A 25,902-nucleotide genomic window follows, 5' to 3' on the forward strand; every position below is an offset into this window, starting at 1 on the left:
GTCCGCCTGCGCCCCAGGGCGGCCGGAGGAGCTTGACCATCATGATCGATCCCAAAACCGCCAGGCGGGGCCTCGCGCTGGTTTTCACCACGCTGCTGCTCGACATTATCGGGTTCGGCATCATCATGCCGGTGCTGCCCGCCTATTTGCAGGAATTGACCGGGGTCGGCATCAGCGAGGCGGCCATCGAGGGCGGCTGGCTGTTCTTCGTCTACGCCGCCATGCAGTTCTTCTTCGCACCCATCATGGGCGGCCTGAGCGACCGCTTCGGGCGGCGGCCGATCCTGCTTGCCTCGGTGCTGACCTTTTCCATCGACAATCTGATCTGCGCTATCGCCTGGTCCTATCCGATGCTGTTCATCGGGCGTGTGCTGGCCGGCATTTCGGGCGCCAGCTATTCGACGACATCGGCCTTCATCGCCGACATCTCGAACGACGAGAACCGGGCAAAGAATTTCGGTCTGCTTGGCATCGCCTTCGGCGTCGGCTTCGTCATCGGACCGGTGCTGGGCGGATTGCTCGGCACGTTCGGACCGCGCGTGCCGTTCTATTTCGCCGCCGGGCTCGCTTTCGTGAACTTCCTGATCGCGATGGTCTTTCTGCCGGAAACGCTCGATGAAAAGCATCGCCGCCGCTTCGAGTGGAAACGCGCCAACCCGGTCGGCACGCTTCTGCAGATGCGCCAATATCAAGGCATCGGCTGGATCGGGCTCGTCTTCTTCCTGATGACGCTCGGCCACATGATGTACCCGGCGGTGTGGTCGTTCGTATCCAGCTATCGCTATGGCTGGAGCCAGCAGCAGATCGGCTTCTCGCTCGGCGCCTTTGGCCTGTGTGGCGCGATCGTCATGGCAACGGTGCTGCCGCGCGTGGTCACGAAGCTCGGTGAATGGAAGACGGCGGCAATCGGGCTGACCTTCACGGCGGCCAGCGCCTTCGGCTATGCCTTCGCCACGCAGGGCTGGATGGTCTACGCGGTGATCGTCGTGGGTTGCCTGGAGGCCTTGGCCGATCCGCCATTGAGGAGCCTCGCCGCCGCCAAGGTGCCGCCTTCCGCACAAGGCGAACTGCAGGGCGCGATGACCTCGATCTTCTCGATCACCTCCATCATCACGCCGCTGCTCTACACGGCGATCTTTTCCTGGTTCACGGGGCCCGGCGCGCCCGTGACCTTCGGTGGCGCACCCTATCTGGTCGGTGCGTGCTTCCTGGTGCTGGCGCTCATCGTCTTCGTCACCAGGGTGGCGAGACCGGCGGCGATCACAAATGCCACGACCGACGTCGCGGAAGATGGAGCGCGGATATGAGCCATCACAGCCGCATAGTGCTGACCAAGGACGGGGTGTCGCTGTCGCGGCTGGTCTTCGGTGCCTGGCGCCTGCTCGACGGCGACGCCCGCCCTGATGCCGATCAGGTCGGGAGGCTGATCGGTGCCGCTGTCGATCTCGGCCTGACCAGTTTCGACCACGCCGACATCTACGGGAATTACGAGGTGGAGGCGGCGTTCGGCGCCGGGCTGTCGCGCTGGAAAGGCAAGCGCGAGGAGATCGAGCTGATCTCGAAATGCGACATCATGCTGGCCTCGGCCAACCAGCCGCGAAACCGGCTGAAGCACTATGACACCAGCGCCGCCCACATAACCGCCTCGGTCGACCGCTCGCTCGGCAATCTCGGCACCGACTATCTCGACCTGTTGCTGCTGCACCGGCCCGATCCGCTGATGGATGCCGACGAGACGGCGGCGGCACTGGCCGCGTTGGTCAAGGCCGGCAAGGTGAGGGCGGTCGGCGTTTCCAATTTCACGCCGTCGCAGTTCGATCTCCTGGCCTCGCGGCTGCCGTTTGCGCTCGCCACAAACCAGATCGAGATGTCGGTGCTGAAGACGTCCGCATTGGCCGATGGCAGTCTCGACCACGCGCAGCGCCTGGGCTACGCGCCGATGATCTGGTCGCCGCTCGGCGGCGGCTCGCTGTTCACCGGCAAGGAAGTCCGGGAAGCTCGGGTGCGGGCAGCACTCGCGGCGGTTGCCGCCGAAGTCGGCGCCGGTGATCTCGCCACTGTTGCCATCGCCTGGCTGCTGCGCCATCCGGCCCGGCTGGTGCCGGTGCTCGGTTCGATGAAGCCGGAACGGTTGGCCGCCATGGTCAAGGCGCTCGATATCGTGCTCGACCGCCAGCAATGGTTCGCCATATTGGAGGCGAGTGAAGGCCGGCCGGTGGCGTGAGGGTGGGGCATTTGCCGAGGTTGTGAGGCGTTCGGGCCGCCCCTCATTGCCCTGCCGGGCGTTCGTCACTCGAAAAGCCAAGCAATTGGCTTTTCGTCCGCTTCGCGCACCGCTCCTCAACTCCCCGTGTAGTGACGGGGAGAAAGACGCTGTATCGCCGCTCGGATCGAGTTAAGCCCGCTCGGCCAGCAATTCCTCGCCGCGCTTTTGCCGGATCAGGTTGACGAAGCGGCGGAACAGATAGTGCGAATCCTGCGGGCCCGGCGAGGCCTCGGGGTGATGCTGGACCGAGAACACCGGACGGCCGGTGAGCGCGATGCCGCAGTTCGAGCCGTCGAACAGGGAGACATGGGTTTCCTCGACGCCCTCGGGCAACGAGTCGGCATCGACGGCGAAGCCGTGATTCATCGACACGATCTCGACCTTGCCGGTGGTGTGGTCCTTGACCGGATGGTTGGCGCCATGATGGCCCTGGTGCATCTTGGCGGTCCGGCCGCCGAGTGCTAGCGCCAGCATCTGGTGGCCGAGGCAGATGCCGAACACCGGGATGTCGGTCTTCAACAGATCCTGGATGACCGGCACGGCATAGTCGCCGGTGGCTTCCGGATCGCCGGGGCCGTTGGAGAGGAAGATGCCGTCGGGCTGCATTGCGAGGATTTCCTCGGCACCAGTCTTGGCCGGAACCACGGTCACCTTGGCGCCAAGGCCGGCGAGCAGCCGCAAAATGTTACGCTTGACGCCGTAGTCGATGGCCACGATGTGCAGCGACGGATCAGTCTGTTCGCCAAAGCCTTCGTTCCACACCCAAGGCGTCTCGCGCCAGACCGAGGACTGGCCCGAGGTGACCTCCTTGGCGAGGTCGAGCCCGATCAGGCCCGACCATGCGGCGGCGCGCTGCTTCAGGTCGTCGAGGTCAAAGACGCCGTCCGGCGCATGCGCGATGACGGCGTTGGGCATGCCCTTTTCGCGGATCAGCGCGGTCAGCGCGCGGGTGTCGATGCCCGACAGTGCGACGATGCCGCGCCTCTTCAGCCACTGGTCGAGATCGCCGGCGGCGCGGTAGTTGGACGGGTTGGTGACATCGGCCTTGAACACGGCGCCGACGGCGCCGGCGCGGGCGGCCGGGTTGAGATCCTCGATGTCCTCGCCATTGGTGCCGATGTTGCCGATATGCGGGAAGGTGAAGGTGACGATCTGGCCGGCATAGGAGGGGTCGGTGAGGATTTCCTGATAGCCGGTGAGTGCGGTGTTGAAGCAGACTTCGGCGACGGCGGAGCCGGTTGCACCGAGCCCGCGGCCCTCGATGACGGTCCCGTCGGCCAGCACCAGAAGGGCGGTCGGCTTTTCGGTGGCCCAAGGTGGGGTCAGCGCGGGCGTCGTCTCGGCCATGGCGGTACTCCTATGAGGCTGCGCGCTGCAAAGGCCCGGCGGGCCATCCGCGCAGCAAACGGCGCGGAGCGGCGATTTCGCGGCCTCCACGCATTCAAGCTTCAGTTCATGCAAGGCCCAGTACATAGGGGAAGGGGGCAGGGCGGTCAATGATCATGCGAAATGCCGCCCTGATTTATTTCATCAAGCAATATCAGAGGCTTGAACCACAATATCTGGGTTTGCCTTGGCCAGGCCCCGGCGCTATTGTCCGCGCCGACCGAAGGAGAAAGCATCATGCGCGGAAAAATCGCCGAATCCCTGAAGAGCGCGATGAAGGCGCAGGACAAGCACCGTCTGCCGACATTGCGGCTGATCCAGGCCGCCATCCATGACCGCGACATCGCCAATCGCGGTGCCGGCAAGGATCCCGCCAGCGACGAGGAGATCCTGCAGATCCTGGCCAAGATGGTGAAGCAGCGCGAGGAATCGGCCAAGGCGTTCGAAGACGGCAAGCGGCCGGAGCTGGCGGCGCAGGAGCGCGGCGAGATGGAGATCATCCGCGGCTTCCTGCCGACCCAGCTCGATGATGCCGCGATCACGGCCGCGGCGCGCCAGGCGATTGCCGAGACCGGTGCCGCCAGCCAGAAGGACATGGGCAAGGTGATCGCCGCGCTGAAGCAGAAATACGCCGGCCAGATGGATTTCGGCAAGGCGAGCGGCATCGTCAAAGGGCTTCTGCAGTGAGCCCAGGCGTCCTGGCCGTAGGCGCCACCAATGTTCAGGAGCCACCTGGTCCGCGATGTCGGTTACCTTCTCGACCTGGATCCATCTGTGCGCGAGTGGTCGTGTCTCTCGCAGGTTCTCCGCTGCGTCGGCTGCACGGTGCTCATCGCAGTGATCCCCAGCAGCGGAGTTGCCGTCAACGTTGCGCCTGTCATATCACGTCGGTTCATTTTCAACGCCTTGATCGGTCGTGAAACTTTGACCCGCTTGCCGAGGGAGGCAGGAAGCGGCTGTCGATCCATCACATGAAACCAATCATCAATCCTGAGCCGTCGGCCGTATGACGATGCTGCCGACGTCCACATCGGCCGGTTGCTCGATCGCGTAGGCGACACCGCGAGCGATAGCATCGGGCGAGATGGCGAGGTGGCCGATGCGCCTGCCCATGGCTTCCTTGACGGCAGGATCAGTCATTGAATCTGCAAAGTTCGTCGAGATCATGCCTGGTGATATTTCGGTAACCCTGAGGTGTGGTCCACTCTCCTGCCTCAGGGCTTCGGTGATGGTGCGCACGGCATTCTTCGTCGCCGCATAGACGCCCATGGTCGGGAGGATTTTGATCCCGGCCGTCGAGACAATATTGATGATGTGCCCTGACCGCCGACGTTGAAACACTGGCAGCGCAGCAGCGATGCCATAGAGCGTGCCGCGCAGATTGACGTCGATCATGGCGTCCCAGTCTTCCACGCGCAGAGCATCGAAGCGCGATATGGGCCCAATCCCTGCATTGTTCACGATGACGTCGAGCTTGCCGTACTGCTCGATCGCCAAACCGACGAGGGCCTCGAGATCGCCGCGCTGGCGGACGTCGGTCGTCTTGTATACGGCCTTGCCCCCCGCGGCCGTGATCTCGTCGACTACGGCGGCCAGTTCATCCTTGCGGCGGGCGCCGAGCACGACGAACGCCCCACGTCGCGCGAGAAGTTTTGCTGTCGCACGCCCAATCCCGCTGCTTGCGCCTGTGATGGCGATGACCTTGTCCACTATGCTCATTGCAATTCTCCTTCACGACAGAGATAAGGCATCGGGCAAGATTTTATATAGCGGAATGTCCATGATTTTATCGCAATCGTCTAACACGACGACTGATCCTCTATCCGACGTGCTGCTCGCCCTCGGCGCGACAGTGACTCGCCGCACCCGGCTGGAAGCCACGGGACAGTGGGCCCTCGAATTTCCGGCTCTTGATCGACTGAAGTTCGTGGCGCTGTTGAGAGGAACCATCTGGTTGACCGTGCCGGGGCAAGACGCTCAACCGATGAGCGCAGGTGACGTCTGCCTGATCGGACGCACGACCTACGCGGTGGCCAGCGACCCGACACTGCCGCCTCTCGACGGTCGAGCCCTCTATGACGGCCGCGACGCCGTGCGTCTTGGTGGCGACGAGACAATCGTCCTTGGTGGAAGCGTCACGTTCTCGCCGGGAAACGCGGACTTCCTGCTCGACATGCTGCCGGGCTTCCTGCTGGTTCCTCGGTCCTCGACGGCATCTGGTGCGGTGACGACAATCCTCACGCTTTTGAATGGCGAAATGGAACGGGCCGCCATGGGAAGTCAGATCGTGAGCGCCCGCCTGGCCGATGTGCTTCTGGTGGAGGCGATCCGCGCCTACGCGGAAGGAGCACAGGGCATCCAGACCGGATGGCTTGGCGCACTCTCGAATCCAGGGCTCGGCCGCGTGCTCCGCGCCGTTCATGGAGATGTTGCCCGGCCATGGACGGTGGCGCAACTCGCCAGTGTGGCCGGCATGTCGCGAGCAGCCTTCTCGGCAGCGTTCACCCGCCAAGTGGGACAGCCGCCGCTCGGCTATGTGCGGGCGTGGCGCCTTGCTCTCGCTCATGCGGCGTTGGCCCGTGGCGATGCTGACATAGCAGGCATCGGCAGTAAGCTCGGCTACATGTCGCAGAGTGCTTTCACCCACGCCTTTCGCCGCGCCTTTGGCACAACCCCGAAAACTGTCGCGCGAGCACGATGATCGGCGACGGCCAACGAACCGGTCATCGGTCTCGACCGGAAAGGTTTGGCTGGCCTGTTCGCCGCCGTTCGCGATGCCGACCCTCGGAGTACGGTAGCGCTGATCAACCGGCCGGCGCTGGTGATCGCCGGCCAGCACGACACGGTGACGGCGGCCAGCCATGGCGAATTGATCGCCGCAGCCGTGCCGGCGCGAAGCTGCTTGTCCTGCCTGCGGTTACCTGTCGAACGTGGAGTATCGGGCAGAGTTCATAGAGGCCGTACTCGATTTCTTGCGCTGGCCGAGAGTCTGGTCTCGTGGGGTCTGCTGTCTCGCGACCTGGAGCAGCGACCTCACGGCGCCTTGCACATCGGCAGCGGCTGCACGGGTGGGGCGGGGTGATCCTTCTTGTACTGGGCGATCACCGGCTCGAGGGTTTTTCGCGGCCAGAATTTCGGCGCGCCGATTTCCTTGAGGCATGATGTGTTCCAATAGGGCGCCTCGCCGGATGGCGAATGGCCTTTGGCCGCCTGCGCGACGGCGGCGATGTCGCGCGATTCCGGATAGATGTAGAGTGTCGTCGGATTGTCCTTCACCATCGCGATGATCTGCCGCGCGTCCGCCGGCGACCAGCTGGTGCAGCCATTGCTGCGGCCACCGGCATACTCGACCAGCTTGCCGAACGGCACCAGGCCATCATGGTCGGCATAGGAGCTGTTCGGGCTTTTGCGCATGCACGTGGCGCGCAGCACTTGCGCGGCATGGCCGCCGATCACCCGTTGTCTCGCATTGGCGGCTTCGCCCTCGCCGTCGAACTGGATGAAGGTGCGCAGGAAGGCGGCATCCTGTTTCGCGCCGGTGCTGTAAAAGCCCTTGAAGGAGGTCTTCGCCTCGCGGGTGACATAGGCGCCGCCGGCGGTCAGCTCCGAATCCATGGCGTTGCCGAAGTTCTTGGAGCAGCGCCTGCCATTTGAAAAATCGGCCGTGCCTTTCAGGTTTTTTCCGCTGCCGTGACCTGACGCGATGGCGCGAAACGATTGGCTGGCCTCGCAGACGACATAGTACCGGCGACCCAGCACGCCATTGCCGAGATCGCCGGGACGTGTCGCGTCCATGGCGAAGTAACAGGGATTCCTGACCGCGCCTTGCGCCACCTTTTTCAGGTAGAGCGCACGCGCCCGCTCCAGCACCACGGCCGAGATCTGGCCGTCGCTGTCGCCGACATGGGCCTGCAGCCAGGCCGGAACAGCTGATGGCTGCAAAGCGGCGAAGGATCGGGCCGTCGCCATCAAGGCGATGACGATGACAAGAAGGCTGAGGGTGACGACCACACCCAATGGGACAGATCTCAACCGCACCGGATCAATTCTCCTGCCGAAGCCATGCGAATCCTTGCGGCGTCATGTCCGCGACCAATCATAAAATGTCCCGCGCCCATCGGCGAGACACATCTTGTTTAGCTTGCCTGCAGCGATCGTTTTGCCATCGGCCAGCGGGATGGCGCACTGCTGGGACGCCTGCGCCACCAAGCCAAGCTGGACAGGCTGGGAGGACGATCTATAACTACCGAGCGCAAAATAATTATGGATCGTCTGAAATGGATCCCCTCAGTGACATCATTGCCCTTTTGCAGCCCAGCACGGCGATTTCCAAGCCCATCAAGGGGCGTGGCCGATGGGGCGTGCGTTACGCCGCTTATGATGCGCCTGGCTTTACAATAATCGTGGAGGGCGCGTGCTGGATCGCCTTTGCGGGCCAGGATCCGGTCAAGTTCGAGAAGGGAGACTTCCTCCTGCTGCCTTCCACGCCAGCTTTCTCGCTCAGCAGCCATCCAGGCACCGACTGTGAGCTTCGGACGCCGATGGACGTTGCCATCCAGCATGGCGAGCAAGATGGAGACCCGGATTTTGTCGCGCTCGGCGGGACGTTTCGAATCGAGCCGGTCAATGCCGCGCTTCTGCTCGCGCTCCTTCCGAGCGTCATCCACGTGCCGGGATCGCAGGGGCGTTCCTCCAGGCTTGGCAGGGTCATCGGCCTCATCATGGAGGAATGCGAGAACGAAGATCCGGGCAAGGAAATGGTCTTGCAGCGACTGCTCGAGGTTCTGCTCGTCGAAGCGCTGCGATGGCGTGGCATCGGTTCCGGCGCGGCCGGCCTGCTCGGTGGGATGCGGGATCCGGCGATGGCGCGCGTGCTCCGCGCCATGCACGAGGATGTCCGGGCGGGTTGGACGGTAGCGGAACTCGCCAGGATCGCGGGGCTCTCTCGGTCGGCCTTCGCGGCTCGCTTCGTGGACGTGCTCGGTTGCGGCCCGATCGAGTACCTGGCCCGCTGGCGCATGGCGCTGGCGAAGGATGCTCTCATTCGCGGCTCGAAAACCCTGGACAAAATAGCCGGTGAGATCGGCTACGAGTCCGCCAGCGCCTTCAGCACTGCTTTCAGGAAACGGCTTGGTTGTTCACCGGGAAAGTTCGCCCGCGACGGTGGCGCTCGCTTGACCGCATAAGCTGTGCCTCGCGCGGCTGGCCTCTTCAAGGTTCACTTACTCCCGCCCAGTATGAGTTATTTTTGGACGGTTGGAAATAAAAATAGGACTATTGATTATAGATCGTCTGCGTTGGCAAGCCTACAAAAGGCGCATTGAAACCAACGGAGCTTAGCATGCAAACGATCCTGATCACCGGCTGTTCATCTGGCTATGGCCTTGAGACAGCCCGCCATTTTCTCGTAAACGGGTGGAACGTCATCGCCACCATGCGGACACCGCGGGAGGACATACTGCCGCGCTCGGAGCGCCTGAGGATCCTGCCGCTGGACGTCACCAGCGAGGCCAGCATCTCGGCGACGGTCGAAGCCGCCGGTCCGATCGATGTTCTTGTCAACAATGCGGGCGTCGGCGTGGTCGGCGCCTTTGAAGCGACGACCATGTCGCACATCCGCAAGGTCTTCGAGACCAATACGCTTGGCGTGATGGCCATGGCGCAGGCCGTGATTCCGCAGATGCGCGAGCGCCGGTCCGGCGCGATCGTCAACGTGACCTCAAGCGTCACCCTCGCTGCAATGCCCCTGGCGGCCGCCTACACCGCCAGCAAGCAGGCCATCGAGGGCTTCACCGGATCGCTCGCGCACGAACTTGCCTATTTCGGTATCCGCGCAAAGCTGGTCGAGCCGGGATACGCGCCGACAACACGGTTTACGCAAAATACTTCGGTGCGCATCGAAGACATGATCCCGGAGGCCTATGCCGATTTCGCGGCCCCTATCTTCGCGGCCTTCGCCCAGCCCGCGCTGACCACCAAGGAAAGCGACGTTGCCGAGGCCATCTGGGCCGCTGTCCACGACACTTCGGGCAAACTCCGTTTTCCGGCAGGCCAGGATGCGGCCGCCCTGGCAAACGCTGGCTGAAGTCTCCCGGTGCCCGTGCGGGGTGCAACGATTTTCGCCCCGCCAATTCTACGTCGGTTCGGATTGGGCTATCATCTGATTCTGGCGTGGCCCACGCCTCCTCCCTCCACCGGGAAAGCATTCGTTCATGCGGGGCACTCTCATCACCGAACCGACTGTTCGAGCACCAGGCATAAGGAGGGGTTGCGGAAACTGCTCGCACCAGGAGGTTTTTGAGATGATTCTATCCGCGCCCGTCTACCATCTGAAGCGTCAAGCCAGGCTGTTGTCGCGCGAGGCAAAAATCCCGCTCCACCAGGCGCTTGACCGGATTGCCGCGCGAGAGGGATTTGCCAGTTGGAGCCTGCTTGCGGCGAAGCTGTCCGAGACGGCGCCCGCCAGCAGGTTGTTCGCGCAACTGACACCTGGTGATCTGGTTCTGGTCGGCGCGCGACCGGGCCATGGCAAGACGCTGATGAGCCTCGAACTGGCAGTCGAAGCGATGAAGTCGGGCCATCGCAGCGTGTTTTTCACGCTGGAATATACGCAACGCGATGTGCTGGAGCGGTTCCGCGCCATCGGCGTCGACCCGGCCCGTTTCGACCGGCTGTTCGAGTTCGACACTTCCGATGCCATCAGCGCCGGTTATATCGTGAGCGTGTTGGGGTCGGCGCCGCGCGGCACGCTGGCGGTCATCGATTATCTGCAGCTGCTCGATCAGAAACGAGAGAATCCCGGCCTGATGGACCAGGTCCGCACGCTGAAGGCTTTCGCGCGCGATAGCGGCGTGATCCTGGTCTTCATCTCGCAGATCGACCGGTCCTACGATCCCGCGAAGAAGCCGGTCCCGGATATCAGGGATGTTCGCCTGCCCAACCCGCTTGATCTGTCCCTGTTCGACAAGGCCTGCTTCCTGAACGAGGGCGAGATCCGCTTCCGGGCGGCTTGAGCGCTTCAGCGGCCAAGGCTATCCCTGCGTGACTGGGAGAGCATGGATCATGGTCGAGATCGTCAAACCGGCGCTTGAACATCTGCCGTCCTACAAGGCGGCGCTCGAGCGCGGCTGGTCGCCGGACAATGTCCGGCTCATGGAGGCAACGCGCGAGCAACTTGCCGCCATAGAGGATGATCCGGTGGCCTTTCTGGCCAGCCTCGATGATCCCGAAGCCAGGGGCGGCCCGATCACCTTGCCCGATGGCACGCAAGTGTCGCGCCTGCCGGGATTCCGCCGCTGGATCTGGGATGGCGAGGCGTCAGGCTCGATCGGCTTTCGCTGGCAGAAGGGGACGGCGATGCTGCCGTCGCATGTGCTTGGCCATATCGGCTATGCGGTGGTGCCCTGGAAGCAGCGGCGCGGCTACGCCACCGAAGCCTTGCGGCTGATGCTCGACGAGGCAAGGGCGGTCGGCCTTCCCTATGTCGAGATCACCGCCAAGCCGGGCAATCCGGCGTCACACAAGGTGATCCTGGCCAATGGCGGCAAGCTCGTCGAGCGCTTCTTCGAGGACGCCGCCTATGGCGGGGTGGAGAGCCTGCGGTTCCGGATCGATTTGTAGGCCGCCCCGTCGCCAGAGCGGTTCAGCGTTTCACGGAATCGCAGAACCGCTCTAACTATTTGTTTTGACGCAATTCCCAAGGGCAAGCGCTACGCGCTTGTCCCGGGAAAAACCGTTACACACTTTTCCTGGAATTGCTTTAGGCCTGAGCGCGCAGCCAGTCGGCCAGCGATGCGCGGTGCTTGCCGGCCCTGCCGGTGAAGGCCTCGGCCGACAGCATGGAGTTCAGTACGGACTCCTGGGTGGCTTCCGCCGCCGCCCGAAAAAGGAGGTCGATGCGCGCTTCGTTGAGCGCCAGCAGTGGTACAAGATCGCTGCCTTCATCGTGGTCGACCAGATTGCCGGTGCTGAAGGCAATGGCGATGTCGCCGCTGCCATGGCCCCAGAAGGAGCCAAGCGTGGCGATGCCGGCTCCGGCGCGGCGTGCCACTCTTTCGAGCTGGCGGTGTTCGAGCGGCACATCGGTTGCCAGCACGACCATGATCGAGCCGCGTTCGGCCTCGGCCAGCCGTCTGGGATCGGGCCGGCGCCCATCGGGAAGAATGAGGTCGCCCGGCCTGCCGAAATTCGAGAGCACGAGAACGCCAAGGTGATGTTCGTCGCCAAGCGCGATTCTCCTGGACGCCGAGCCGATGCCGCCCTTGAAGCCGAAGCAGCTCATTCCCGTTCCGGCGCCGACATTGCCCTGTTCGACCGCGCCTTCGTGAGCATCCGCCAGTGCGGCGAGGGCGTGTTCTTCGGTTACCGCCAGGGCCTGGATGTCGTTCAGCGGACCGTCATTGCATTCGCCGACCACCGGATTGACGGTTCCGGTGGTGCGTCCGATATCCGGATTCTGGCGGATGGCGTCGCGGATCAGCGCCGTGGCGCAGGTGCCGACCGAGAGCGTGTTGGTCAAGAGAACAGGCGTTTCGATGGTGCCGAGTTCCTGCACCTGCGTCAGGCCGACTGTCTTGCCGAAACCGTTGATGACATGGCTTGCCGCCGTCACCTTCTTGCGGAACAGATTTCCGCCATGCGGCAAGATCGCGGTCACGCCGGTGTTGATGTCGCCGCCGCGCAGCGTGCGGTGGCCGACGCGCACACCGGGCACGTCGGTGATCGCATTCAGCGCGCCCGGCGGCAAGGTGCCACAGGTCAAGCCGAAATCCCTGACAGTTCCGGTCATGCGTCAGATGTGCTCATCGGCGCAGAGCGCGTGGTCGGACAGCGCGCGGATGACGTAGCAGTCGCCGACCGTGTTGCCGTCGCAGCAAGAAGCGATACGCTCCAGCTCGGTTTCCAGCCGCTTCAGCTGGGCGATCTTTTCGCGCACGGAAACCAGCTGCTCCTGCGCGATCTTGTCGGCATGGCCGCAAGGCTGCTCGGGATGGCTGCTGAGCTCGATCAGCGAGCGGATGTCCTCGACGGCGAAGCCCAGGTCGCGGGCGTGGCGGATGAAGGCCAGCCGTTCCAGTTCCTGCCTGGAGTAGCGACGCTGGTTGCCTTCCGAGCGCTCGGGCGCCGCGACCAGGCCCATCTGCTCGTAATAGCGGATGGTCGGCACCTTGACCCCGGTGCGGCGGGAGAGATCACCGATCGAAAACATGTTTTTGCCTCTTGAAGCTCTAGTGACTAGAGCAATTACATTGGCTGACATCAAGGTTCAAGGCCCGACGCGCCAGGCCGATGAAAGAACAGACAGGTGATGTGATGACGGCTCCTCTAAAGCAGACACGGTTCAGGATCGGCGGCATGGATTGCGCCTCCTGCGCGGCCAAGATCGATACGGCGGTGCGCCGCCTCGACGGTGTGGCCGATGTCTCGGTTTCGGTGACCGGCGCCTCGATGACCGTCAGCCATGGCGGTCCGCTCAACGATGACAAGGTGCTGCAGCAGGTGGCGCGGCTGGGCTACGGCATCGTCAAGGCGGAGGCCCGGACCGGTGGGCCGGCGGCCAGGGTGCATGATCATGCCGCTCATGACCACGAAGGCCATGACCATGAAAGCCATGACCACGAAAGCCATGATCACGAAGGTCACGACCATGGCGGCGGCCAACAAATCACCAAGGAGGCCGCAGGGTCATCCCATCTCCACAGCCATGCAGAGCCTGGGCAGGCGTGGTGGCGCAGCCGTCGCGCGGCGCTGACGCTGGCCTGCGCGGCAGCGCTTCTGGCCGCCTATGGCATCGGTCATCTGTATCCCACGACCGAGCGCTGGGTCTTCCTGGCTGCCTTGCTGGTCGGTCTCGTTCCGATCGCGCGGCGTGCGCTGATGGCGGCACTGGCCGGCACGCCGTTCTCGATCGAGATGCTGATGACCATCGCCGCTGTTGGGGCCGTGATGATCGGTGCCACGGAAGAAGCGGCAGCTGTCGTGGTGCTGTTCCTGATCGGGGAGCTTCTCGAGGGTGTCGCCGCCGGCCGTGCGCGGGCCAGCATCCAGGGGCTGGCCGATCTGGTGCCGAAGACGGCGCTGGTCGAGCGGGAAGGCGGCACGGTTGAAGTTCCCGCCGAACAGCTTGCTGTCGGCGACGTCATCACGGTGCGGCCGGGCGACCGCATTCCGGCCGACGGCGAGATAACAGAGGGTTCGAGCGACATTGACGAGGCGCCGGTGACCGGCGAGAGCACGCCGAAGCGCAAGAGCGTTGGAGAGCCCGTCTTCGCCGGTACGATCAACAGCGATGGCGTGCTGAAGGTGCGGGTCACGGCGGCCGCTTCCGACAACACCATCGCCCGCGTCGTGCGGCTGGTGGAGGAGGCGCAGGAGGCCAAGGCGCCGACCGAGCGCTTCATCGATCGCTTCTCGCGCTATTACACGCCAGGAGTGCTGGCGGTCGGCGCGCTGGTGGCGCTGCTGCCGCCGCTCGTCGCCGGCGGCGACTGGAACGAATGGATCTACAAGGGACTGGCGATCCTTTTGATCGGCTGTCCCTGCGCGCTGGTCATCTCGACGCCGGCCGCGATCGCCGCGGGGCTGGCAACCGGCGCCCGGCGGGGCCTGCTGATGAAGGGCGGCGCGGTGCTGGAAGGGTTTCGCCGGATCACGGCGGTGGCCTTCGACAAGACCGGCACGCTGACCGCGGGCAAGCCTGTCGTGACCGACATCGTCGCCTATGGCCGCGACGAACGCAGCGTGCTGGCGCTGGCGGCGGCACTCGAGCAGGGCTCCAGCCATCCGCTGGCGGTGGCGATCCTGGACAGGGCAACGGCGGACAAGGCACCGGTGCCGCCGGCGCTGGCAGCAAAGGCGATCTCCGGCAAGGGGGTCGAGGGCAGCGTCGGCGGCGTCGCCGTCTTCCTCGGTTCGGGCCCGGCGGCGGGTGACCGCGCCGACATGACGCAAGCGCAGCGCCTTGCCATCGACAGCCTCAACGGCCAGGGCAAGACCGTGTCGGTGCTGGTGGCCGATGGCGTGGTGGCCGGGCTGATCGCCATGCGTGACGAGCCGCGGCCGGACGCGGCGGCGGGCATCGCGGCGCTGAAGGCCGAGGGCATCCGCGCGGTGATGCTGACCGGCGACAATCGTCGTACCGCTGAAGCCATCGCCGTCTCGCTCGGCATCGAGGCGCGGGCGGAATTGCTGCCGCAAGACAAGCAGCGCATCGTCGGCGAATTGCAGCGCGAAGGGCTGACAGTGGCCAAGGTCGGTGACGGCATCAATGACGCACCGGCGCTCGCCGCCGCCGACATCGGCATCGCCATGGGCGGCGGCACCGATGTGGCGCTGGAAACGGCGGATGCGGCGATCCTGCATGGCCGCGTCACGGACGTTGTCCGGATGGTGCGGCTGTCGCGTGCGGTGATGGCAAATATCGGCCAGAATATCACCGTGGCGCTGGGGCTGAAGGCAGTCTTCCTGGTCACGACCATCTTGGGCATCACCGGCCTCTGGCCGGCGATCCTGGCCGACACCGGCGCCACGGTGCTGGTCACCGCCAACGCCATGCGCCTCTTGCGCTGGCGCGGGTGAGGGTTTGTGGTGGGCTACTCGGCCGGGGCCGTGAGCGGCGGTGTGGCGTTGCTGCGCCCTTCCCAGACCTGGGAGACGACGGCCACGACCACTGCGACCAGCATCGCCAAAGCTCCGACCACCGGCAGGCTGCGGTAGCCGTAGCCGGCATTGAGCATGGCGGCGCCCAGCGACGCGGCAAGCGCGATGCCGACATTGAACCCGGACGGGATCAGCGAGGAGGCGAGGTTGGCGGCATCCGCCGTCCACGCCAGGATGCGGGTCTGGATCGGCGTGCCGATGGCGAAGTTGAGGCCGCCCCAGATGACGATCGCGATGACCATCGGCACGGGGTAGGGGCTGACGACGTAGATCACCGCCAACGTCACCGCCTGTAGGCCAAGCATCGTGATCAGCGACGGCATCAGCTTCCAGTCGGACAGCTTGCCGCCGAGGAAGACGCCGAGCGTGGCGCCGACGCCGTTGAGCAGCAACACCCACGGCACCAGGTTCTCGTCGAGTCCGGTGACCTCCAGCAAAGTCGGGGTGATATAGGTGAACAGGCAGAACTGGCCGAGCATCAGCATGAGCATCAGGATCAACGAGGTCCAGACCTGCTGGCGTGCGAGCACGCGGACCTCACGGGCAAGGCCGGCGGGCTTGGCCGATGAGCCGGTGGTGCGCGGCAACAGTGCGGCCATGGCAAGAGTTGCCGCCACGCCCAACCCGCACATCACCCAGAAGGTGGCGCGCCAGCCCCAGATGTTGCCGATCGCAGTGCCGGCCGGGACGCCGATGACGTTGGAGACGGTGAGGCCGGACAGGATGACCGCCACCGCCATGCCGCGTTTGTCTTCGGGAACGAGGCCGACAGCGACCACCATGGCGACGCCGAAATAGGCGCCGTGCGCAACCGCGACGGCAATGCGCAGAAGCAGCATGGAAGTGAAGTCTGGCGCCAGCGCGCAGGCCGCCTGGCCGATGGTGAAGGCGACGGCGAGGCCGAGCAGCAAGGTCTTGCGTGGCAAGGGCTTGGTCGCGAGCGTCAGCAGCGGGCCGCCAATGGCGATGCCGCAAGCATAGCCGGAAACGAGATAGCCAGCGGATGGGACCGAGACGCCAAGCCCTTGCGCCACTTGCGGCAGCACGCCGGCAATGACGAATTCGGTGGTGCCGAAAGCGAAAGCGGCGATGAACAGGGCGATAAGCGGAAGCGACATGGGGGAAGCCTTGGCTGGAACGGCCTCAAACCACGGATGGACCGCGGGAGCAATCCAGAAATTTTCGTCGCGACTTTAGGTTTTCTTGACCGGCAGCTTCAGGCTGTGGTCTTGCGGCCATAGGGGATCTTCAGCCACGCCCGCTCGTGGAAATAGTAGAGCAGGGACTTGGTGAAGACCTCGGTTATGCCGATGGCCGCGGCGAGCTTGACGCTTCCGGTCACGACCAGGGAAATGATCAGCGTATCGATGGTGCCGGTCATGCGCCAGGACAGCGCCTTGGCAAAACTGCGCGAATGGGTGTCCATCGATTCCTCCGAAAGCCTGGGCAGCCGATCCTTATCCTGACTGGCGGAAGCGGAGCAAAGGTATTTTGCCGTCAAGTGAGTACGGCAGCCGGTGGGGTGACTTCAGCTCGCCTTCAACCTTGACCCCGTCAGGAGGCCGCGCTCTTCGAGCACCGGGTAGGCCATCGACGCCAGCAGCGAGTTGATCTGCTTCAGGTCGCGAATGGTGTCGAGATGGATCGAACTGGTCTCGACGCTCTTGGCGGTGCCTTCGCGCAGCCGCAGGAAATGGCTGGCGCTGGTTTCCTTCTCGCGGTCGCGCAACTGGTCCTTTTCCAGCACCAGCTGGCGGGCGGTTTCGGGGTCGCGCGAGACCAGCACGTTGAAGGCAAGCCTTGCATTGGCCAGCACCGAGCTGTGGAAGGCGCACAATTCGCTCCAGCCTTCGTCGGTGAATTCCAGCCCGCGATCGAACTTCTTCTTCACATGCACCAGCATGTTGCGCACGATGATGTCGCCGACCTGCTCGAGCTTGACGCAGGCGCCGATCAACTCCTGGCAACGCAGCGCCTCGTCCTCGGTCAGCGGGTTCTTGGTGACCTTGGCGAGGTAGAGTTTTATGGCGGCATGCTTGCGGTCGACGCGGTCGTCGAGGGCGGCCAGCGCCTTGATCTTGTCGGCGTCGGCGCTCTCATAGAGCTCGATGATGCGTTTCAGCATGATCTCGACCGTCTCGCAGACCCGCACCACCTCGCGCGTGGCGTTGGCCAGCGCCTGGCTCGGCACGTCGAGCGCGCTCTCGTTGAGCGCGGACAACTCGACGACGTCGAGCGAGGCCGTCGGCTCCGGCTTGGTGCCAAGCGCCACGATCTTCTCGGAAGCGCGGTAGACGAAACCGGCCAGCGGCAGGCCCGCCAACAGGATGATGACGTTGAACAGGATGTGGGCGTTGACGATCTGATCCGCGGCCGTCGCGCCGAGGAAGCCGACATGCGGCCGGAAGATCATGAACAGGATCAGCATGACCAGGGAGCCAAGCCCGCGCATCAGGAGATTGCCGATCGGCACGACGCGTACGGCGGGTCCGGCCGAGCGGGTCAGCATCGGCGCGATGATGGAAGAGCCGAGATTGACGCCGAGGATGAGCACGACGCCGAGTTCCGGGCTGATCAGGCCACGGCCGGCCAGCGTCGCCATCAGCAGAACCGCCGCGATGCTCGACTGGAACAGCCATGTGATCAGCGCCGCCAGCAGGTAGGCGGTGATGGAATCACTGGAGAAGTAATTGATGATGACCGGCATGAGCTGGCTGTTGCGCAGCGGCTCAGACGCCTGGCCGATCATTTCCAGCGACAGGATCAAAAGGCCGATGCCGACCAGGATGCGGCCGGTCTGGCGCCAGTCGCGCCGTTCGGTGGCCATGAACATCACCGTGCCGGTGATCAGGCAGAGCGGCACCAAGAGCGTGAGGTCGAAGGTCAGCAGCTTGACCACCAGCGCCGAGCCGATCTCGGCGCCACGCACGGCCAGTTGGCCGGCGGCACCCGAAACGATGCCGGAACCGGCGAACGAGCCCACCAGAAGCGTCACGGCGGTCGAGCTTTGCAGCGCGATCGCAAGGCCGGTGCCGGCCAGCACCGCCATGATTGGATTGCGCATGGTGGCGCGCAGACGATGGCGCAGCACATCACCATAAGCGCGTTCGACGCCAGTCTTGACCATGCGGGTGGCAAACAGCATTAGCGCGACCGCGCCGGCCAGATGCAGAAGGACGACGGAACCGCTCATTGCGGCGCCTGCATGCGGGCGGGGCGCGCGGTGCGGACGGCGCGGCGATCGGAAAGGAAAGCAAGGGTACGAATCATGGTCATGGCAGTCGTCATCTATAGCCGGAATATTTTAGCCGGATAATAAAATCTTGTCGATTTCAAGGGGCCGCCGCAGGGCGACAGGCCGTGTCGGGAAATGGACGGGTGCGCAAATGGTTGCATCGCCGGGTCGCGGCGGGGCGGGGCGGCGGCCGGTTGGCCATGCTTGTGGCCGCTGTCTTTGCGATCATGTTCAAATATTCGAAATAAGCGGAGGATTTCATTACACAATTGTAATGCTGCCGTTCAGTTTCAGTTCATCCCTTGGTCGCTATTCCTCGGGCATCGACAACCAAGGAGACTTCTCATGAAACGCATAGTCCTTTCCGCTCTCGCTGTCGCGATGCTGGCCGCCACCTCCATGACCGGTCAGGCCGCGCCGATGAATGCGCCGGTCGCGCCGCAGTCGAATTACACCAAGGTCGACTGGCAGAAGCCGGGCCACCACAACGACGTGAGGAAGCGCGTCTACAAGAAGAAGGTCGTCGTGAAGCGCAACAACTGGCGCAACGGCCAGAAATATTCCGGCTGGAGGCAGCACCAGCCGATCCGCGACTATGGCCGCTACGGCCTGCATCGTCCCGGCCGCGGCCAGGAATGGATCCGCGTCGGCAACGACTACGTGCTGGTCGGCATCCTCTCCGGCGTCATCTTCGGCGCGCTTGCCGCGCAGTAAGGTTCGATCGCTGGATTGAGCTGGGAAGGGCGGTCCGCAAAGGCCGCCTTTCTTTTTTCCGTTTGCATCCAGCCTTTTGCACGATGAAGTCGGCTTGCCTCAAATATCGCAATATGCGATATTCTGGGAGTGAAGCGGGTTATCCTTCTCCCTCTGGCTGCCAAGGCACTGCGAAAGCATCGGGCGGACGCGGAGAGAATCCTGTCGAAGATAGAGGCATACGCCGATGACCCGAGCAGCCTTGCCAATATGGTCAAGGCCTTGCAAGGGTCGACTGCCCTGCGTTTGAGGGTCGGCGACTATCGGGTGGTGTTCGAGGAGACGGATCAGGAGATCATCGTCACCAAGATCGGACCGCGCGGATCGGTCTATGATTGAAGGAATGCAGAGATGAACAACATTGCCTATGTCACGACCCCGGGCGGCGAGGAACTGGCTATCCTGCCGCGCAGCGAACTGGACGCTTTGCGTGAATCACTGGAGCATGCGCAGGCGCTTGGTGGGTTTCGTGCGGGTCAGCTTCCTGGCCTTGCGCCGGATGAGGCACGCGATCTTGTGGTCGCAACCTCTCCACTCGCCTTCTGGCGCAGATATCGCAAGCAGACCCAGGCCGTGCTTGCCGCCTCCGTTGGCGTGACCCAGAACTATCTCTCGGAAATCGAGAATGGAAAGCGCGGCGGGGACGTCGCGCTTTGGCTGCGGCTGGCTCGTGCTCTCGAACTGCCGGTCGAGAGTCTGGTCGACGAAGGCGATTGATCGACGGAATCTCTGCTCCGCCGCCTTTTGCCCTGTGGAAACCGGGTATGGCCCGTATTGGGGGTCGTCGGATTTCGCTGGTATGCTTATATGGTGGGGAAACGAGTTCCCTCAATGCGCTTTCCGCCCGCCTTTCTCGACGAGATCCGCGACCGCGTGCCGATTTCATCTGTTGTCGGCCAGCGCGTCGCGTGGGATCGCAAGAAGACCAATACGTCGCGCGGCGACTATTGGGCCTGTTGTCCGTTCCATGGCGAGAAGAGCCCGTCCTTCCACTGCGAGGACAAGAAGGGCCGCTACCATTGCTTCGGGTGCTCGGTCTCGGGCGACCATTTCAAATTCCTCACCGAACTCGACGGAATGAGCTTTCCCGAAGCGGTCGAGAAGATCGCCGACATGGCAGGCGTCCCGATGCCAGTCCGCGACGTCCAGGAGGAACGGCGCGAGAAGGAACGCGCCAGCCTGACCGACGTCATGGAAATGGCGACCGCCTTCTTCCAGGAACGGCTGCAGGGACCCGAGGGCGCCAAGGCCCGCGCGTATCTGCGCGACCGCGGGCTGACGCCGGCGACGCAGCATTCGTTCCGGCTCGGCTTCGCGCCCGACAGCCGCAATGCCTTGAAAGAGCATCTCGCGGCAAAGGGCGTGCCGAAAGCCGATATCGAGGCCTGCGGGCTGGTGCGCCATGGCGACGACATTCCGGTCTCCTATGACTGGTTCCGCGATCGCATCATGTTTCCGATCCCGGATTCGCGCGGCAAGATCATCGCCTTTGGCGGCCGGGCGCTGGCCCCCGATGCGCTGGCCAAATACATGAATTCTCCCGACACGGAGCTCTTCCACAAGGGCAATGTGCTCTACAATTTCGCCCGTGCCCGCAAGGCTCTGGCCAAGGGCGGCACGGTGATTGCCGTCGAAGGCTACATGGACGTGATCGCGCTAGCGCAGGCCGGTTTCGAGAATGTCGTGGCGCCGCTCGGCACCGCGCTCACCGAGAACCAGCTCGAGCTGTTGTGGCGCATGGCGCCGGAGCCGATGCTGTGCTTCGACGGCGACAAGGCCGGGCTGAAGGCGGCGTGGCGTGCCGCGGATCTGGCATTGCCCTCGGTGCAGGCCGGGCGCTCGGCGCGCTTCGCACTGCTGCCGGAAGGCAAGGATCCCGACGACCTCGTCAAGGCCGAGGGGCCGGACGCTTTCCGCGCGGTGCTTGCCGATGCGCGGCCGCTGGTCGACCTGTTGTGGATGCGCGAGACAGCTGGCGGCGTCTTCGACACGCCGGAACGGCGGGCGGAACTGGGAAAGACGCTGCGGGAGTTGACCAGCCGCATCCGCGACGAAAGCACGCGCTATCACTACCAGCAGGAAATGCGTGAGCGGGAAAAGAGCTTTTTCGGCTCACAGCGCGATGTCCGGCAAGGGCGCCAGGAGTGGAAACCGGGGCAGGGCAAGGCAGCCGCACCCGGCGGACAATTCGCCAAGCCTGGCGGCGGCCGCATGGCGATCACCGAAAGCCTCGGCCAGTCGGCGCTGGTCAAGCGCGGCAGCGAGGGCATGTCGGTGCGCGAGGCGACGATCATCGTGGCGCTGGTCAACCATCCGGCGCTGATCGACGAGAATTTCGCGCATGTCGAGTTTCTCGACCTCGCCAATTCCGAGCTGCAGCGGCTGCATGCCGCCATCCTCGACGCGATGGCGCATGACATGGCCAATGACCGCCATGCCGTGGTGACGACGATCGAGCGTGCCGGCTGCGCGGAGATCTGGGAGCGCGCCGTCGGCCTGATCCGGCGGGCGCGGCAATGGCCGGCGCTGGAGACGGCTGCACTCGACGATGCCCGCGATGCTCTGAACCAGGCCCTGCACTTGCAGCGCAGCGCGCGCACCTTACATAAGGAACTGAAACAGGCGGAAGCGGCTCTCGAAGCGGATCCTTCGGACGAAAACTTCCGCCATCTGATCGAAATTCAGGCGCAATTTCAGGATGTACAGGCGACGGAAGCGCTGATCGAAGGATTTGGCGTTTCGTCGGGCAGGGCCGGGCGAGCCTAAGTGCAGCTGAGTACAGGAATGAGAGCGTGGCCGGGCTTCCCCAAGGGGCAGGGCGCGCTAAGTCGGGTAATTGATTCGCTTTTTTCATGCGAATCATGCCAGAGGCGCTTGACCTTCCGACAGAATGGCGGAATCAGGACGATTCGAAACGTTAACCCGCACCCGCGCCGACGGGAAATGAGCGATGTGAGGTACTGGTCACTGGACAGGCAGGCCGCCTGCCACAGATATCAGGGTTAATCTGGACTTAATGCATGTCGCCCAAGAGTGGTCACCCAAGAATGGAACCGGTTTTGGGGTGACGGCATGCACCAAACAAAAGAGATGATGCGGTTAGTGGCCCGGTGAGGCGCGTTTCAAAAAACGAGCGTATCCGATTTGACTGGTCCGACAGCTTACGCGGCCCCAAAGTTTGGCCGCTAGGAGAAGATAAAAATTATGGCGACTAAGGAAAAGGAAGAGGTCGAGACCGAACGCGAAGGCGCCACCGATGGCCCTCTGCTCGACCTTTCCGATGATGCTGTCAAGAAGATGATCAAGGCCGCCAAGAAGCGCGGCTATGTCACGATGGACGAGCTGAATTCGGTGCTGCCTTCCGAGGAAGTGACCTCCGAGCAGATCGAGGACACGATGGCAATGCTGTCCGACATGGGCATCAATGTCGTCGAGGATGACGAGCAGGGCGAAGAGGCCGAGGCCGGCGACACCGCGGCGGACGCCGAGGAAGACGCCAACGAACTGGCCGAACAGACCGGTACGGCGGTCGCCGCCACCACCACCAAGAAAGAGCCGACCGACCGCACCGACGATCCCGTGCGCATGTATCTGCGCGAGATGGGCTCGGTCGAGCTGCTGTCGCGCGAAGGCGAAATCGCCATCGCCAAGCGAATCGAGGCCGGCCGCGAGACGATGATCGCGGGCCTGTGCGAGAGCCCGCTGACCTTCCAGGCCATCATCATCTGGCGCGACGAACTCAACGAATCCAAGATCCTGCTGCGCGAGATCATCGATCTCGAAGCCACCTATGCCGGCCCCGAAGCCAAGCAGGCGCCGGTGGTCGAGCGCATCGAGGAAGCGCCCAAGGCCGAGGAAAAGCCGCGTCGCGGGCGCGACGATGAGGACGACATCACCAATGTCGGCGCCGATACGCGCGGCATCGGGGACGACGACGAGGAAGACGAGGACGAGGCCAGCCTGTCGCTGGCGGCGATGGAAGCCGAACTGCGTCCGCAGGTGATGGAGACGCTCGACGTCATCGCCGACACCTACAAGAAGCTGCGCAAGCTGCAGGACCAGCAGGTCGAGAACCGTCTGGCCGCAGCCGGCACGCTGTCGCCCAGCCAGGACCGCCGGCTGAAGGAGCTGAAGGACCAGCTGATCAAGGCGGTGAAGTCGCTGTCGCTCAACACCGCGCGCATCGAGGCGCTGGTCGAGCAGCTCTACGACATCAACAAGCGCCTGGTGCAGAACGAGGGCAAGCTGTTGCGGCTGGCCGAAAGCTACGGCGTGCGGCGCGAGGAGTTCCTGAAGGAATATCAAGGCTCGGAGCTCGACCCGAACTGGACGCGCTCGATCGCCAACCTGACCTCGCGTGGCTGGAAGGAATTCACCAAGAACGAGAAGGATGCGATCAAGGACCTGCGCGCCGAGATCCAGCACCTGGCCACCGAAACGGCGATCTCGATCCTGGAATTCCGCAAGATCGTTAACCAGGTGCAGAAGGGCGAGCGCGAAGCCGCGATCGCCAAGAAGGAAATGGTCGAGGCCAATCTGCGCCTCGTCATCTCCATCGCCAAGAAATACACCAATCGCGGCCTGCAGTTCCTCGACCTGATCCAGGAAGGCAATATCGGCCTGATGAAGGCGGTCGATAAGTTCGAATACCGCCGCGGTTACAAGTTCTCGACCTACGCGACATGGTGGATCCGGCAGGCGATCACGCGTTCGATCGCCGACCAGGCCCGCACCATCCGCATCCCGGTGCATATGATCGAGACGATCAACAAGATCGTGCGGACCTCGCGCCAGATGCTGCACGAGATCGGCCGCGAGCCGACGCCGGAAGAACTGGCCGAAAAGCTCGCCATGCCGCTCGAAAAAGTGCGCAAGGTCTTGAAGATCGCCAAGGAGCCGATCTCGCTCGAAACGCCGGTCGGCGACGAGGAGGATTCGCATCTGGGCGATTTCATCGAGGACAAGATGGCGATCCTGCCGATCGACGCGGCGATCCAGGCCAATCTGCGCGAGACCACCACGCGCGTTCTGGCCTCGCTGACGCCGCGCGAGGAGCGTGTCCTGCGCATGCGCTTCGGCATCGGCATGAACACCGACCACACGCTGGAAGAAGTCGGCCAGCAGTTCTCGGTCACCCGCGAGCGTATCCGCCAGATCGAAGCCAAGGCGCTGCGCAAGCTCAAGCACCCGAGCCGGAGCCGCAAGCTGCGCAGCTTCCTCGATAGCTGAGTTTTATCCGCCGCGAAGAATTGAGGGCGCCGATTGGCGCCCTTTTTCGTTTTCAGGCATCAACGGAAAGCCGTTTTCAGACTTTTGTGGGAATTGCTCTACAACGGCACGTTCAGCCGCGTCCCCTTGACGATGATGCCGCCCCGGTCGCCGATCTCGATCGAGCCGTAACGCTGCCTGAAACATTCGGGCAGCGGGCGGTCGCCGGGAACCGATAGCCACAGGCGCAGCATGTGGCGCCGCTTCTCCGGGGCCGGCCAATCGCGAAACCCCATGCGGTCGTGAAGCAGCGAATGATTGTAGACGAACTGCATGTCGCCGGGCCGGAGTCGCATCGACAGGTTCAGCTTCGGATCGTTGGCAAGGCTGTCGAAGAGATCCAGCGCTTCGACATGGGCGGCGCTCAGCCGCATGGCATCCGGGAAGCGCTGCGCGCTGTCGATGTACTGGCGCTGGTAGATGCCGGTCAGCAGTCCCGCATGCCAGTTGAGGACCGGGATTTCGAAGTAGGGTTTTTCGCCTTCCGGGATCTCGCCGCGCCGGTCGGTGGCGATCGGATCGAACAGCAGTCGGACCAGATCGGGTCGGCTTTTGCGCATCTCATTGTAGATCGTCACCGTGCTGACCAGCAGGGATTCGCCGCCCTGCATGGCATCGCGCAGGCAGAGCAGGCCGACGACATCTGGTAGATGCGTGTCGTGGTGTCCCTGGCGTCGGCGCCGATGTCGCGGACATGGCCGAGAATATGGCCCTGGGCATTCTGGGACCGTGCGCTTCCCAGATGCGCGCCAACGCCGCAGAAGATGGTTGCCGCCATTTCAGCGGAATATCTCTCGACCGGGAGGCCGCGCAGCACCTCGAACCCGATGCCGGCGATCAGTTTTCCGCGTAGGGCGGCAAGATGGCCGGCAAGCCGAGGCAAGGGGAAATCGGCCGTGGCCAGGCCGCCTATATCGTGCGAGCCGGCGAGAAAGCTGGTTGCCGCCAACTCCAGTTCGGCGACGTCGCGAGCGTCCAGTTCGACCAGCCAACGGTCGGGATGCTTCGCCATGTCCTCGCCGGTCCATGCGGAGGGAATTTCGATCGATGCGGGCGGCAGGTCTGTTGTCTCGCGCATGAAGCCCTCGGGCGGCTGATCGGTCTTGTACATCGGTCTTGGACATCAGCCTGGGATTTCCACCATGGCCACGAAGGAGATTGCAGCAATCAGGCGGGTTTTTAAACCGGCTTTCCCTGGTCGCCGCCGAGTGTCACTTCCAGCCCGCAAATGATGGCGTGGATGCGTCCTTGCAGGACGTTCGCCGCAGGAGGATAATTTCACGTCGGATGCATTTTCTGGGCGACAACCCGGATGCCCGCCCCGGCGAAGCCGCCG

The 25,902-nt window shown here is 63.8% G+C and carries 24 protein-coding genes; 14 read left to right on the top strand and 10 right to left on the bottom strand.

Features of this window, described 5'->3' with window-relative positions; all coding sequences use genetic code 11:
* Window positions 1–41 precede the first annotated feature (41 nt).
* Complete coding sequence (locus AC07UC_RS13000) at window positions 42–1,307, top strand: TCR/Tet family MFS transporter (RefSeq protein WP_494906079.1); 1,266 nt, start codon at window positions 42–44, stop codon at window positions 1,305–1,307.
* Window positions 1,304–2,224 (top strand): aldo/keto reductase, encoded by a 921-nt coding sequence (locus AC07UC_RS13005; protein ID WP_494906081.1) that lies wholly within the window; start codon window positions 1,304–1,306, stop codon window positions 2,222–2,224. Before AC07UC_RS13000 ends, AC07UC_RS13005 begins: the two co-directional genes overlap by 4 nt.
* A gap of 171 nt (window positions 2,225–2,395) precedes the next feature.
* Here the strand turns inward: AC07UC_RS13005 and carA are convergent, their stop codons facing one another.
* The gene (gene carA, locus AC07UC_RS13010; RefSeq protein WP_494906083.1) at window positions 2,396–3,613 is read right to left on the bottom strand and encodes a glutamine-hydrolyzing carbamoyl-phosphate synthase small subunit; all 1,218 of its coding nucleotides are present in this window, start codon (window positions 3,611–3,613) and stop codon (window positions 2,396–2,398) included.
* Window positions 3,614–3,889: 276 nt separating this feature from the next.
* On the opposite strand from carA, the gene AC07UC_RS13015 reads away from it, so the two are divergent.
* Window positions 3,890–4,339 carry a GatB/YqeY domain-containing protein gene (locus AC07UC_RS13015; protein WP_140774641.1) on the top strand — a complete coding sequence of 150 codons (450 nt, stop codon included), beginning with the start codon at window positions 3,890–3,892 and terminating at the stop codon, window positions 4,337–4,339.
* Between the two features lie 297 nt (window positions 4,340–4,636).
* On the opposite strand, the gene AC07UC_RS13020 is transcribed toward AC07UC_RS13015, so the two are convergent.
* Complete coding sequence (locus AC07UC_RS13020; protein WP_494906086.1) at window positions 4,637–5,371, bottom strand: SDR family oxidoreductase; 735 nt, start codon at window positions 5,369–5,371, stop codon at window positions 4,637–4,639.
* Between AC07UC_RS13020 and AC07UC_RS13025 the strand changes: the two genes are divergently transcribed.
* Window positions 5,349–6,353 (top strand): AraC family transcriptional regulator, encoded by a 1,005-nt coding sequence (locus tag AC07UC_RS13025; protein WP_494906088.1) that lies wholly within the window; start codon window positions 5,349–5,351, stop codon window positions 6,351–6,353. The two genes, AC07UC_RS13020 and AC07UC_RS13025, sit on opposite strands and share 23 nt — an antisense overlap.
* A gap of 332 nt (window positions 6,354–6,685) precedes the next feature.
* Here AC07UC_RS13025 and AC07UC_RS13030 read toward each other — a convergent pair whose 3' ends face one another.
* Entirely contained in the window at window positions 6,686–7,690 is a 1,005-nt protein-coding gene (locus AC07UC_RS13030; RefSeq protein ID WP_494906089.1) for a hypothetical protein, read from the bottom strand.
* Between the two features lie 239 nt (window positions 7,691–7,929).
* On the opposite strand from AC07UC_RS13030, the gene AC07UC_RS13035 reads away from it, so the two are divergent.
* The 4 genes from AC07UC_RS13035 (at window position 7,930) to AC07UC_RS13050 (ending at window position 11,272) form a co-directional block, all read left to right on the top strand.
* The gene (locus AC07UC_RS13035) at window positions 7,930–8,838 is read left to right on the top strand and encodes an AraC family transcriptional regulator (RefSeq protein ID WP_494906090.1); all 909 of its coding nucleotides are present in this window, start codon (window positions 7,930–7,932) and stop codon (window positions 8,836–8,838) included.
* A 155-nt stretch (window positions 8,839–8,993) separates the two neighbouring features.
* Complete coding sequence (locus AC07UC_RS13040) at window positions 8,994–9,737, top strand: SDR family oxidoreductase (RefSeq protein WP_494906091.1); 744 nt, start codon at window positions 8,994–8,996, stop codon at window positions 9,735–9,737.
* 217 nt (window positions 9,738–9,954) lie between these two features.
* The gene (locus AC07UC_RS13045) at window positions 9,955–10,665 is read left to right on the top strand and encodes a DNA helicase (RefSeq protein ID WP_494906093.1); all 711 of its coding nucleotides are present in this window, start codon (window positions 9,955–9,957) and stop codon (window positions 10,663–10,665) included.
* A 49-nt stretch (window positions 10,666–10,714) separates the two neighbouring features.
* Window positions 10,715–11,272 (top strand): GNAT family N-acetyltransferase, encoded by a 558-nt coding sequence (locus tag AC07UC_RS13050; RefSeq protein WP_494906094.1) that lies wholly within the window; start codon window positions 10,715–10,717, stop codon window positions 11,270–11,272.
* 139 nt (window positions 11,273–11,411) lie between these two features.
* Here the strand turns inward: AC07UC_RS13050 and AC07UC_RS13055 are convergent, their stop codons facing one another.
* Together AC07UC_RS13055 and AC07UC_RS13060 are read right to left on the bottom strand one after the other, a co-directional pair.
* Window positions 11,412–12,440: a DmpA family aminopeptidase gene (locus AC07UC_RS13055; protein ID WP_494906095.1), complete on the bottom strand. Its 1,029-nt coding sequence runs from the start codon at window positions 12,438–12,440 to the stop codon at window positions 11,412–11,414.
* A 3-nt stretch (window positions 12,441–12,443) separates the two neighbouring features.
* A complete protein-coding gene (locus AC07UC_RS13060) occupies window positions 12,444–12,860 on the bottom strand; it encodes a MerR family transcriptional regulator (RefSeq protein WP_202326228.1) in 417 nt (138 codons plus the stop codon).
* A 104-nt stretch (window positions 12,861–12,964) separates the two neighbouring features.
* Between AC07UC_RS13060 and AC07UC_RS13065 the strand changes: the two genes are divergently transcribed.
* Window positions 12,965–15,229, top strand: coding sequence for a heavy metal translocating P-type ATPase (locus tag AC07UC_RS13065; RefSeq protein ID WP_494906097.1), 2,265 nt, complete (start codon window positions 12,965–12,967; stop codon window positions 15,227–15,229).
* A gap of 14 nt (window positions 15,230–15,243) precedes the next feature.
* On the opposite strand, the gene AC07UC_RS13070 is transcribed toward AC07UC_RS13065, so the two are convergent.
* From AC07UC_RS13070 to AC07UC_RS13080, 3 genes are all read right to left on the bottom strand, one after another.
* Complete coding sequence (locus tag AC07UC_RS13070) at window positions 15,244–16,428, bottom strand: MFS transporter (RefSeq protein ID WP_494906099.1); 1,185 nt, start codon at window positions 16,426–16,428, stop codon at window positions 15,244–15,246.
* 98 nt (window positions 16,429–16,526) lie between these two features.
* Entirely contained in the window at window positions 16,527–16,736 is a 210-nt protein-coding gene (locus AC07UC_RS13075) for a DUF2061 domain-containing protein (protein WP_140774630.1), read from the bottom strand.
* Window positions 16,737–16,838: 102 nt separating this feature from the next.
* Complete coding sequence (locus AC07UC_RS13080; RefSeq protein WP_202326231.1) at window positions 16,839–18,503, bottom strand: Na/Pi cotransporter family protein; 1,665 nt, start codon at window positions 18,501–18,503, stop codon at window positions 16,839–16,841.
* Window positions 18,504–18,890: 387 nt separating this feature from the next.
* Between AC07UC_RS13080 and AC07UC_RS13085 the strand changes: the two genes are divergently transcribed.
* The 5 genes from AC07UC_RS13085 to rpoD all read left to right on the top strand — a co-directional run bounded on the left by AC07UC_RS13085 (window position 18,891) and on the right by rpoD (window position 24,527).
* Window positions 18,891–19,259 (top strand): RcnB family protein, encoded by a 369-nt coding sequence (locus AC07UC_RS13085; protein WP_140774628.1) that lies wholly within the window; start codon window positions 18,891–18,893, stop codon window positions 19,257–19,259.
* A 129-nt stretch (window positions 19,260–19,388) separates the two neighbouring features.
* Window positions 19,389–19,637: a type II toxin-antitoxin system RelE family toxin gene (locus AC07UC_RS13090; protein ID WP_027026768.1), complete on the top strand. Its 249-nt coding sequence runs from the start codon at window positions 19,389–19,391 to the stop codon at window positions 19,635–19,637.
* A gap of 12 nt (window positions 19,638–19,649) precedes the next feature.
* The gene (locus tag AC07UC_RS13095) at window positions 19,650–20,015 is read left to right on the top strand and encodes a helix-turn-helix transcriptional regulator (protein WP_494906103.1); all 366 of its coding nucleotides are present in this window, start codon (window positions 19,650–19,652) and stop codon (window positions 20,013–20,015) included.
* A gap of 114 nt (window positions 20,016–20,129) precedes the next feature.
* Window positions 20,130–22,064, top strand: a complete 1,935-nt coding sequence (gene dnaG, locus AC07UC_RS13100) for a DNA primase (protein ID WP_140774626.1) — start codon at window positions 20,130–20,132, stop codon at window positions 22,062–22,064.
* Window positions 22,065–22,502: 438 nt separating this feature from the next.
* Complete coding sequence (rpoD, locus tag AC07UC_RS13105; protein ID WP_056578576.1) at window positions 22,503–24,527, top strand: RNA polymerase sigma factor RpoD; 2,025 nt, start codon at window positions 22,503–22,505, stop codon at window positions 24,525–24,527.
* Window positions 24,528–24,625: 98 nt separating this feature from the next.
* Here rpoD and AC07UC_RS13110 read toward each other — a convergent pair whose 3' ends face one another.
* Together AC07UC_RS13110 and AC07UC_RS13115 are read right to left on the bottom strand one after the other, a co-directional pair.
* Entirely contained in the window at window positions 24,626–25,177 is a 552-nt protein-coding gene (locus AC07UC_RS13110; protein ID WP_494906106.1) for a TauD/TfdA family dioxygenase, read from the bottom strand.
* Window positions 25,141–25,644: a hypothetical protein gene (locus tag AC07UC_RS13115; RefSeq protein ID WP_494906107.1), complete on the bottom strand. Its 504-nt coding sequence runs from the start codon at window positions 25,642–25,644 to the stop codon at window positions 25,141–25,143. The genes AC07UC_RS13110 and AC07UC_RS13115 overlap by 37 nt, the downstream gene beginning before the upstream one ends.
* Window positions 25,645–25,902 lie beyond the last annotated feature (258 nt).

It is taken from the genome of Mesorhizobium sp. GW821-FHT04C10 (genome assembly GCF_059420305.1).

Excerpts from the sequence above, each read along its gene's own strand:
- AC07UC_RS13000 (WP_494906079.1), top strand. The coding sequence starts at position 42 with ATGATCGATCCCAAAACCGCCAGGCGGGGCCTCGCGCTGGTTTTCACC.
- AC07UC_RS13005 (WP_494906081.1), top strand. The coding sequence starts at position 1,304 with ATGAGCCATCACAGCCGCATAGTGCTGACCAAGGACGGGGTGTCGCTG.
- carA (WP_494906083.1), bottom strand. The coding sequence starts at position 3,613 with ATGGCCGAGACGACGCCCGCGCTGACCCCACCTTGGGCCACCGAAAAG.
- AC07UC_RS13015 (WP_140774641.1), top strand. The coding sequence starts at position 3,890 with ATGCGCGGAAAAATCGCCGAATCCCTGAAGAGCGCGATGAAGGCGCAG.
- AC07UC_RS13025 (WP_494906088.1), top strand. The coding sequence starts at position 5,349 with ATGACCTTGTCCACTATGCTCATTGCAATTCTCCTTCACGACAGAGAT.
- AC07UC_RS13020 (WP_494906086.1), bottom strand. The coding sequence starts at position 5,371 with ATGAGCATAGTGGACAAGGTCATCGCCATCACAGGCGCAAGCAGCGGG.
- AC07UC_RS13035 (WP_494906090.1), top strand. The coding sequence starts at position 7,930 with ATGGATCCCCTCAGTGACATCATTGCCCTTTTGCAGCCCAGCACGGCG.
- AC07UC_RS13040 (WP_494906091.1), top strand. The coding sequence starts at position 8,994 with ATGCAAACGATCCTGATCACCGGCTGTTCATCTGGCTATGGCCTTGAG.
- AC07UC_RS13045 (WP_494906093.1), top strand. The coding sequence starts at position 9,955 with ATGATTCTATCCGCGCCCGTCTACCATCTGAAGCGTCAAGCCAGGCTG.
- AC07UC_RS13050 (WP_494906094.1), top strand. The coding sequence starts at position 10,715 with ATGGTCGAGATCGTCAAACCGGCGCTTGAACATCTGCCGTCCTACAAG.
- AC07UC_RS13055 (WP_494906095.1), bottom strand. The coding sequence starts at position 12,440 with ATGACCGGAACTGTCAGGGATTTCGGCTTGACCTGTGGCACCTTGCCG.
- AC07UC_RS13060 (WP_202326228.1), bottom strand. The coding sequence starts at position 12,860 with ATGTTTTCGATCGGTGATCTCTCCCGCCGCACCGGGGTCAAGGTGCCG.
- AC07UC_RS13065 (WP_494906097.1), top strand. The coding sequence starts at position 12,965 with ATGACGGCTCCTCTAAAGCAGACACGGTTCAGGATCGGCGGCATGGAT.
- AC07UC_RS13070 (WP_494906099.1), bottom strand. The coding sequence starts at position 16,428 with ATGTCGCTTCCGCTTATCGCCCTGTTCATCGCCGCTTTCGCTTTCGGC.
- AC07UC_RS13075 (WP_140774630.1), bottom strand. The coding sequence starts at position 16,736 with ATGGACACCCATTCGCGCAGTTTTGCCAAGGCGCTGTCCTGGCGCATG.
- AC07UC_RS13080 (WP_202326231.1), bottom strand. The coding sequence starts at position 18,503 with ATGAGCGGTTCCGTCGTCCTTCTGCATCTGGCCGGCGCGGTCGCGCTA.
- AC07UC_RS13085 (WP_140774628.1), top strand. The coding sequence starts at position 18,891 with ATGAAACGCATAGTCCTTTCCGCTCTCGCTGTCGCGATGCTGGCCGCC.
- AC07UC_RS13095 (WP_494906103.1), top strand. The coding sequence starts at position 19,650 with ATGAACAACATTGCCTATGTCACGACCCCGGGCGGCGAGGAACTGGCT.
- dnaG (WP_140774626.1), top strand. The coding sequence starts at position 20,130 with ATGCGCTTTCCGCCCGCCTTTCTCGACGAGATCCGCGACCGCGTGCCG.
- rpoD (WP_056578576.1), top strand. The coding sequence starts at position 22,503 with ATGGCGACTAAGGAAAAGGAAGAGGTCGAGACCGAACGCGAAGGCGCC.
- AC07UC_RS13110 (WP_494906106.1), bottom strand. The coding sequence starts at position 25,177 with ATGCAGGGCGGCGAATCCCTGCTGGTCAGCACGGTGACGATCTACAAT.
- AC07UC_RS13115 (WP_494906107.1), bottom strand. The coding sequence starts at position 25,644 with ATGCGCGAGACAACAGACCTGCCGCCCGCATCGATCGAAATTCCCTCC.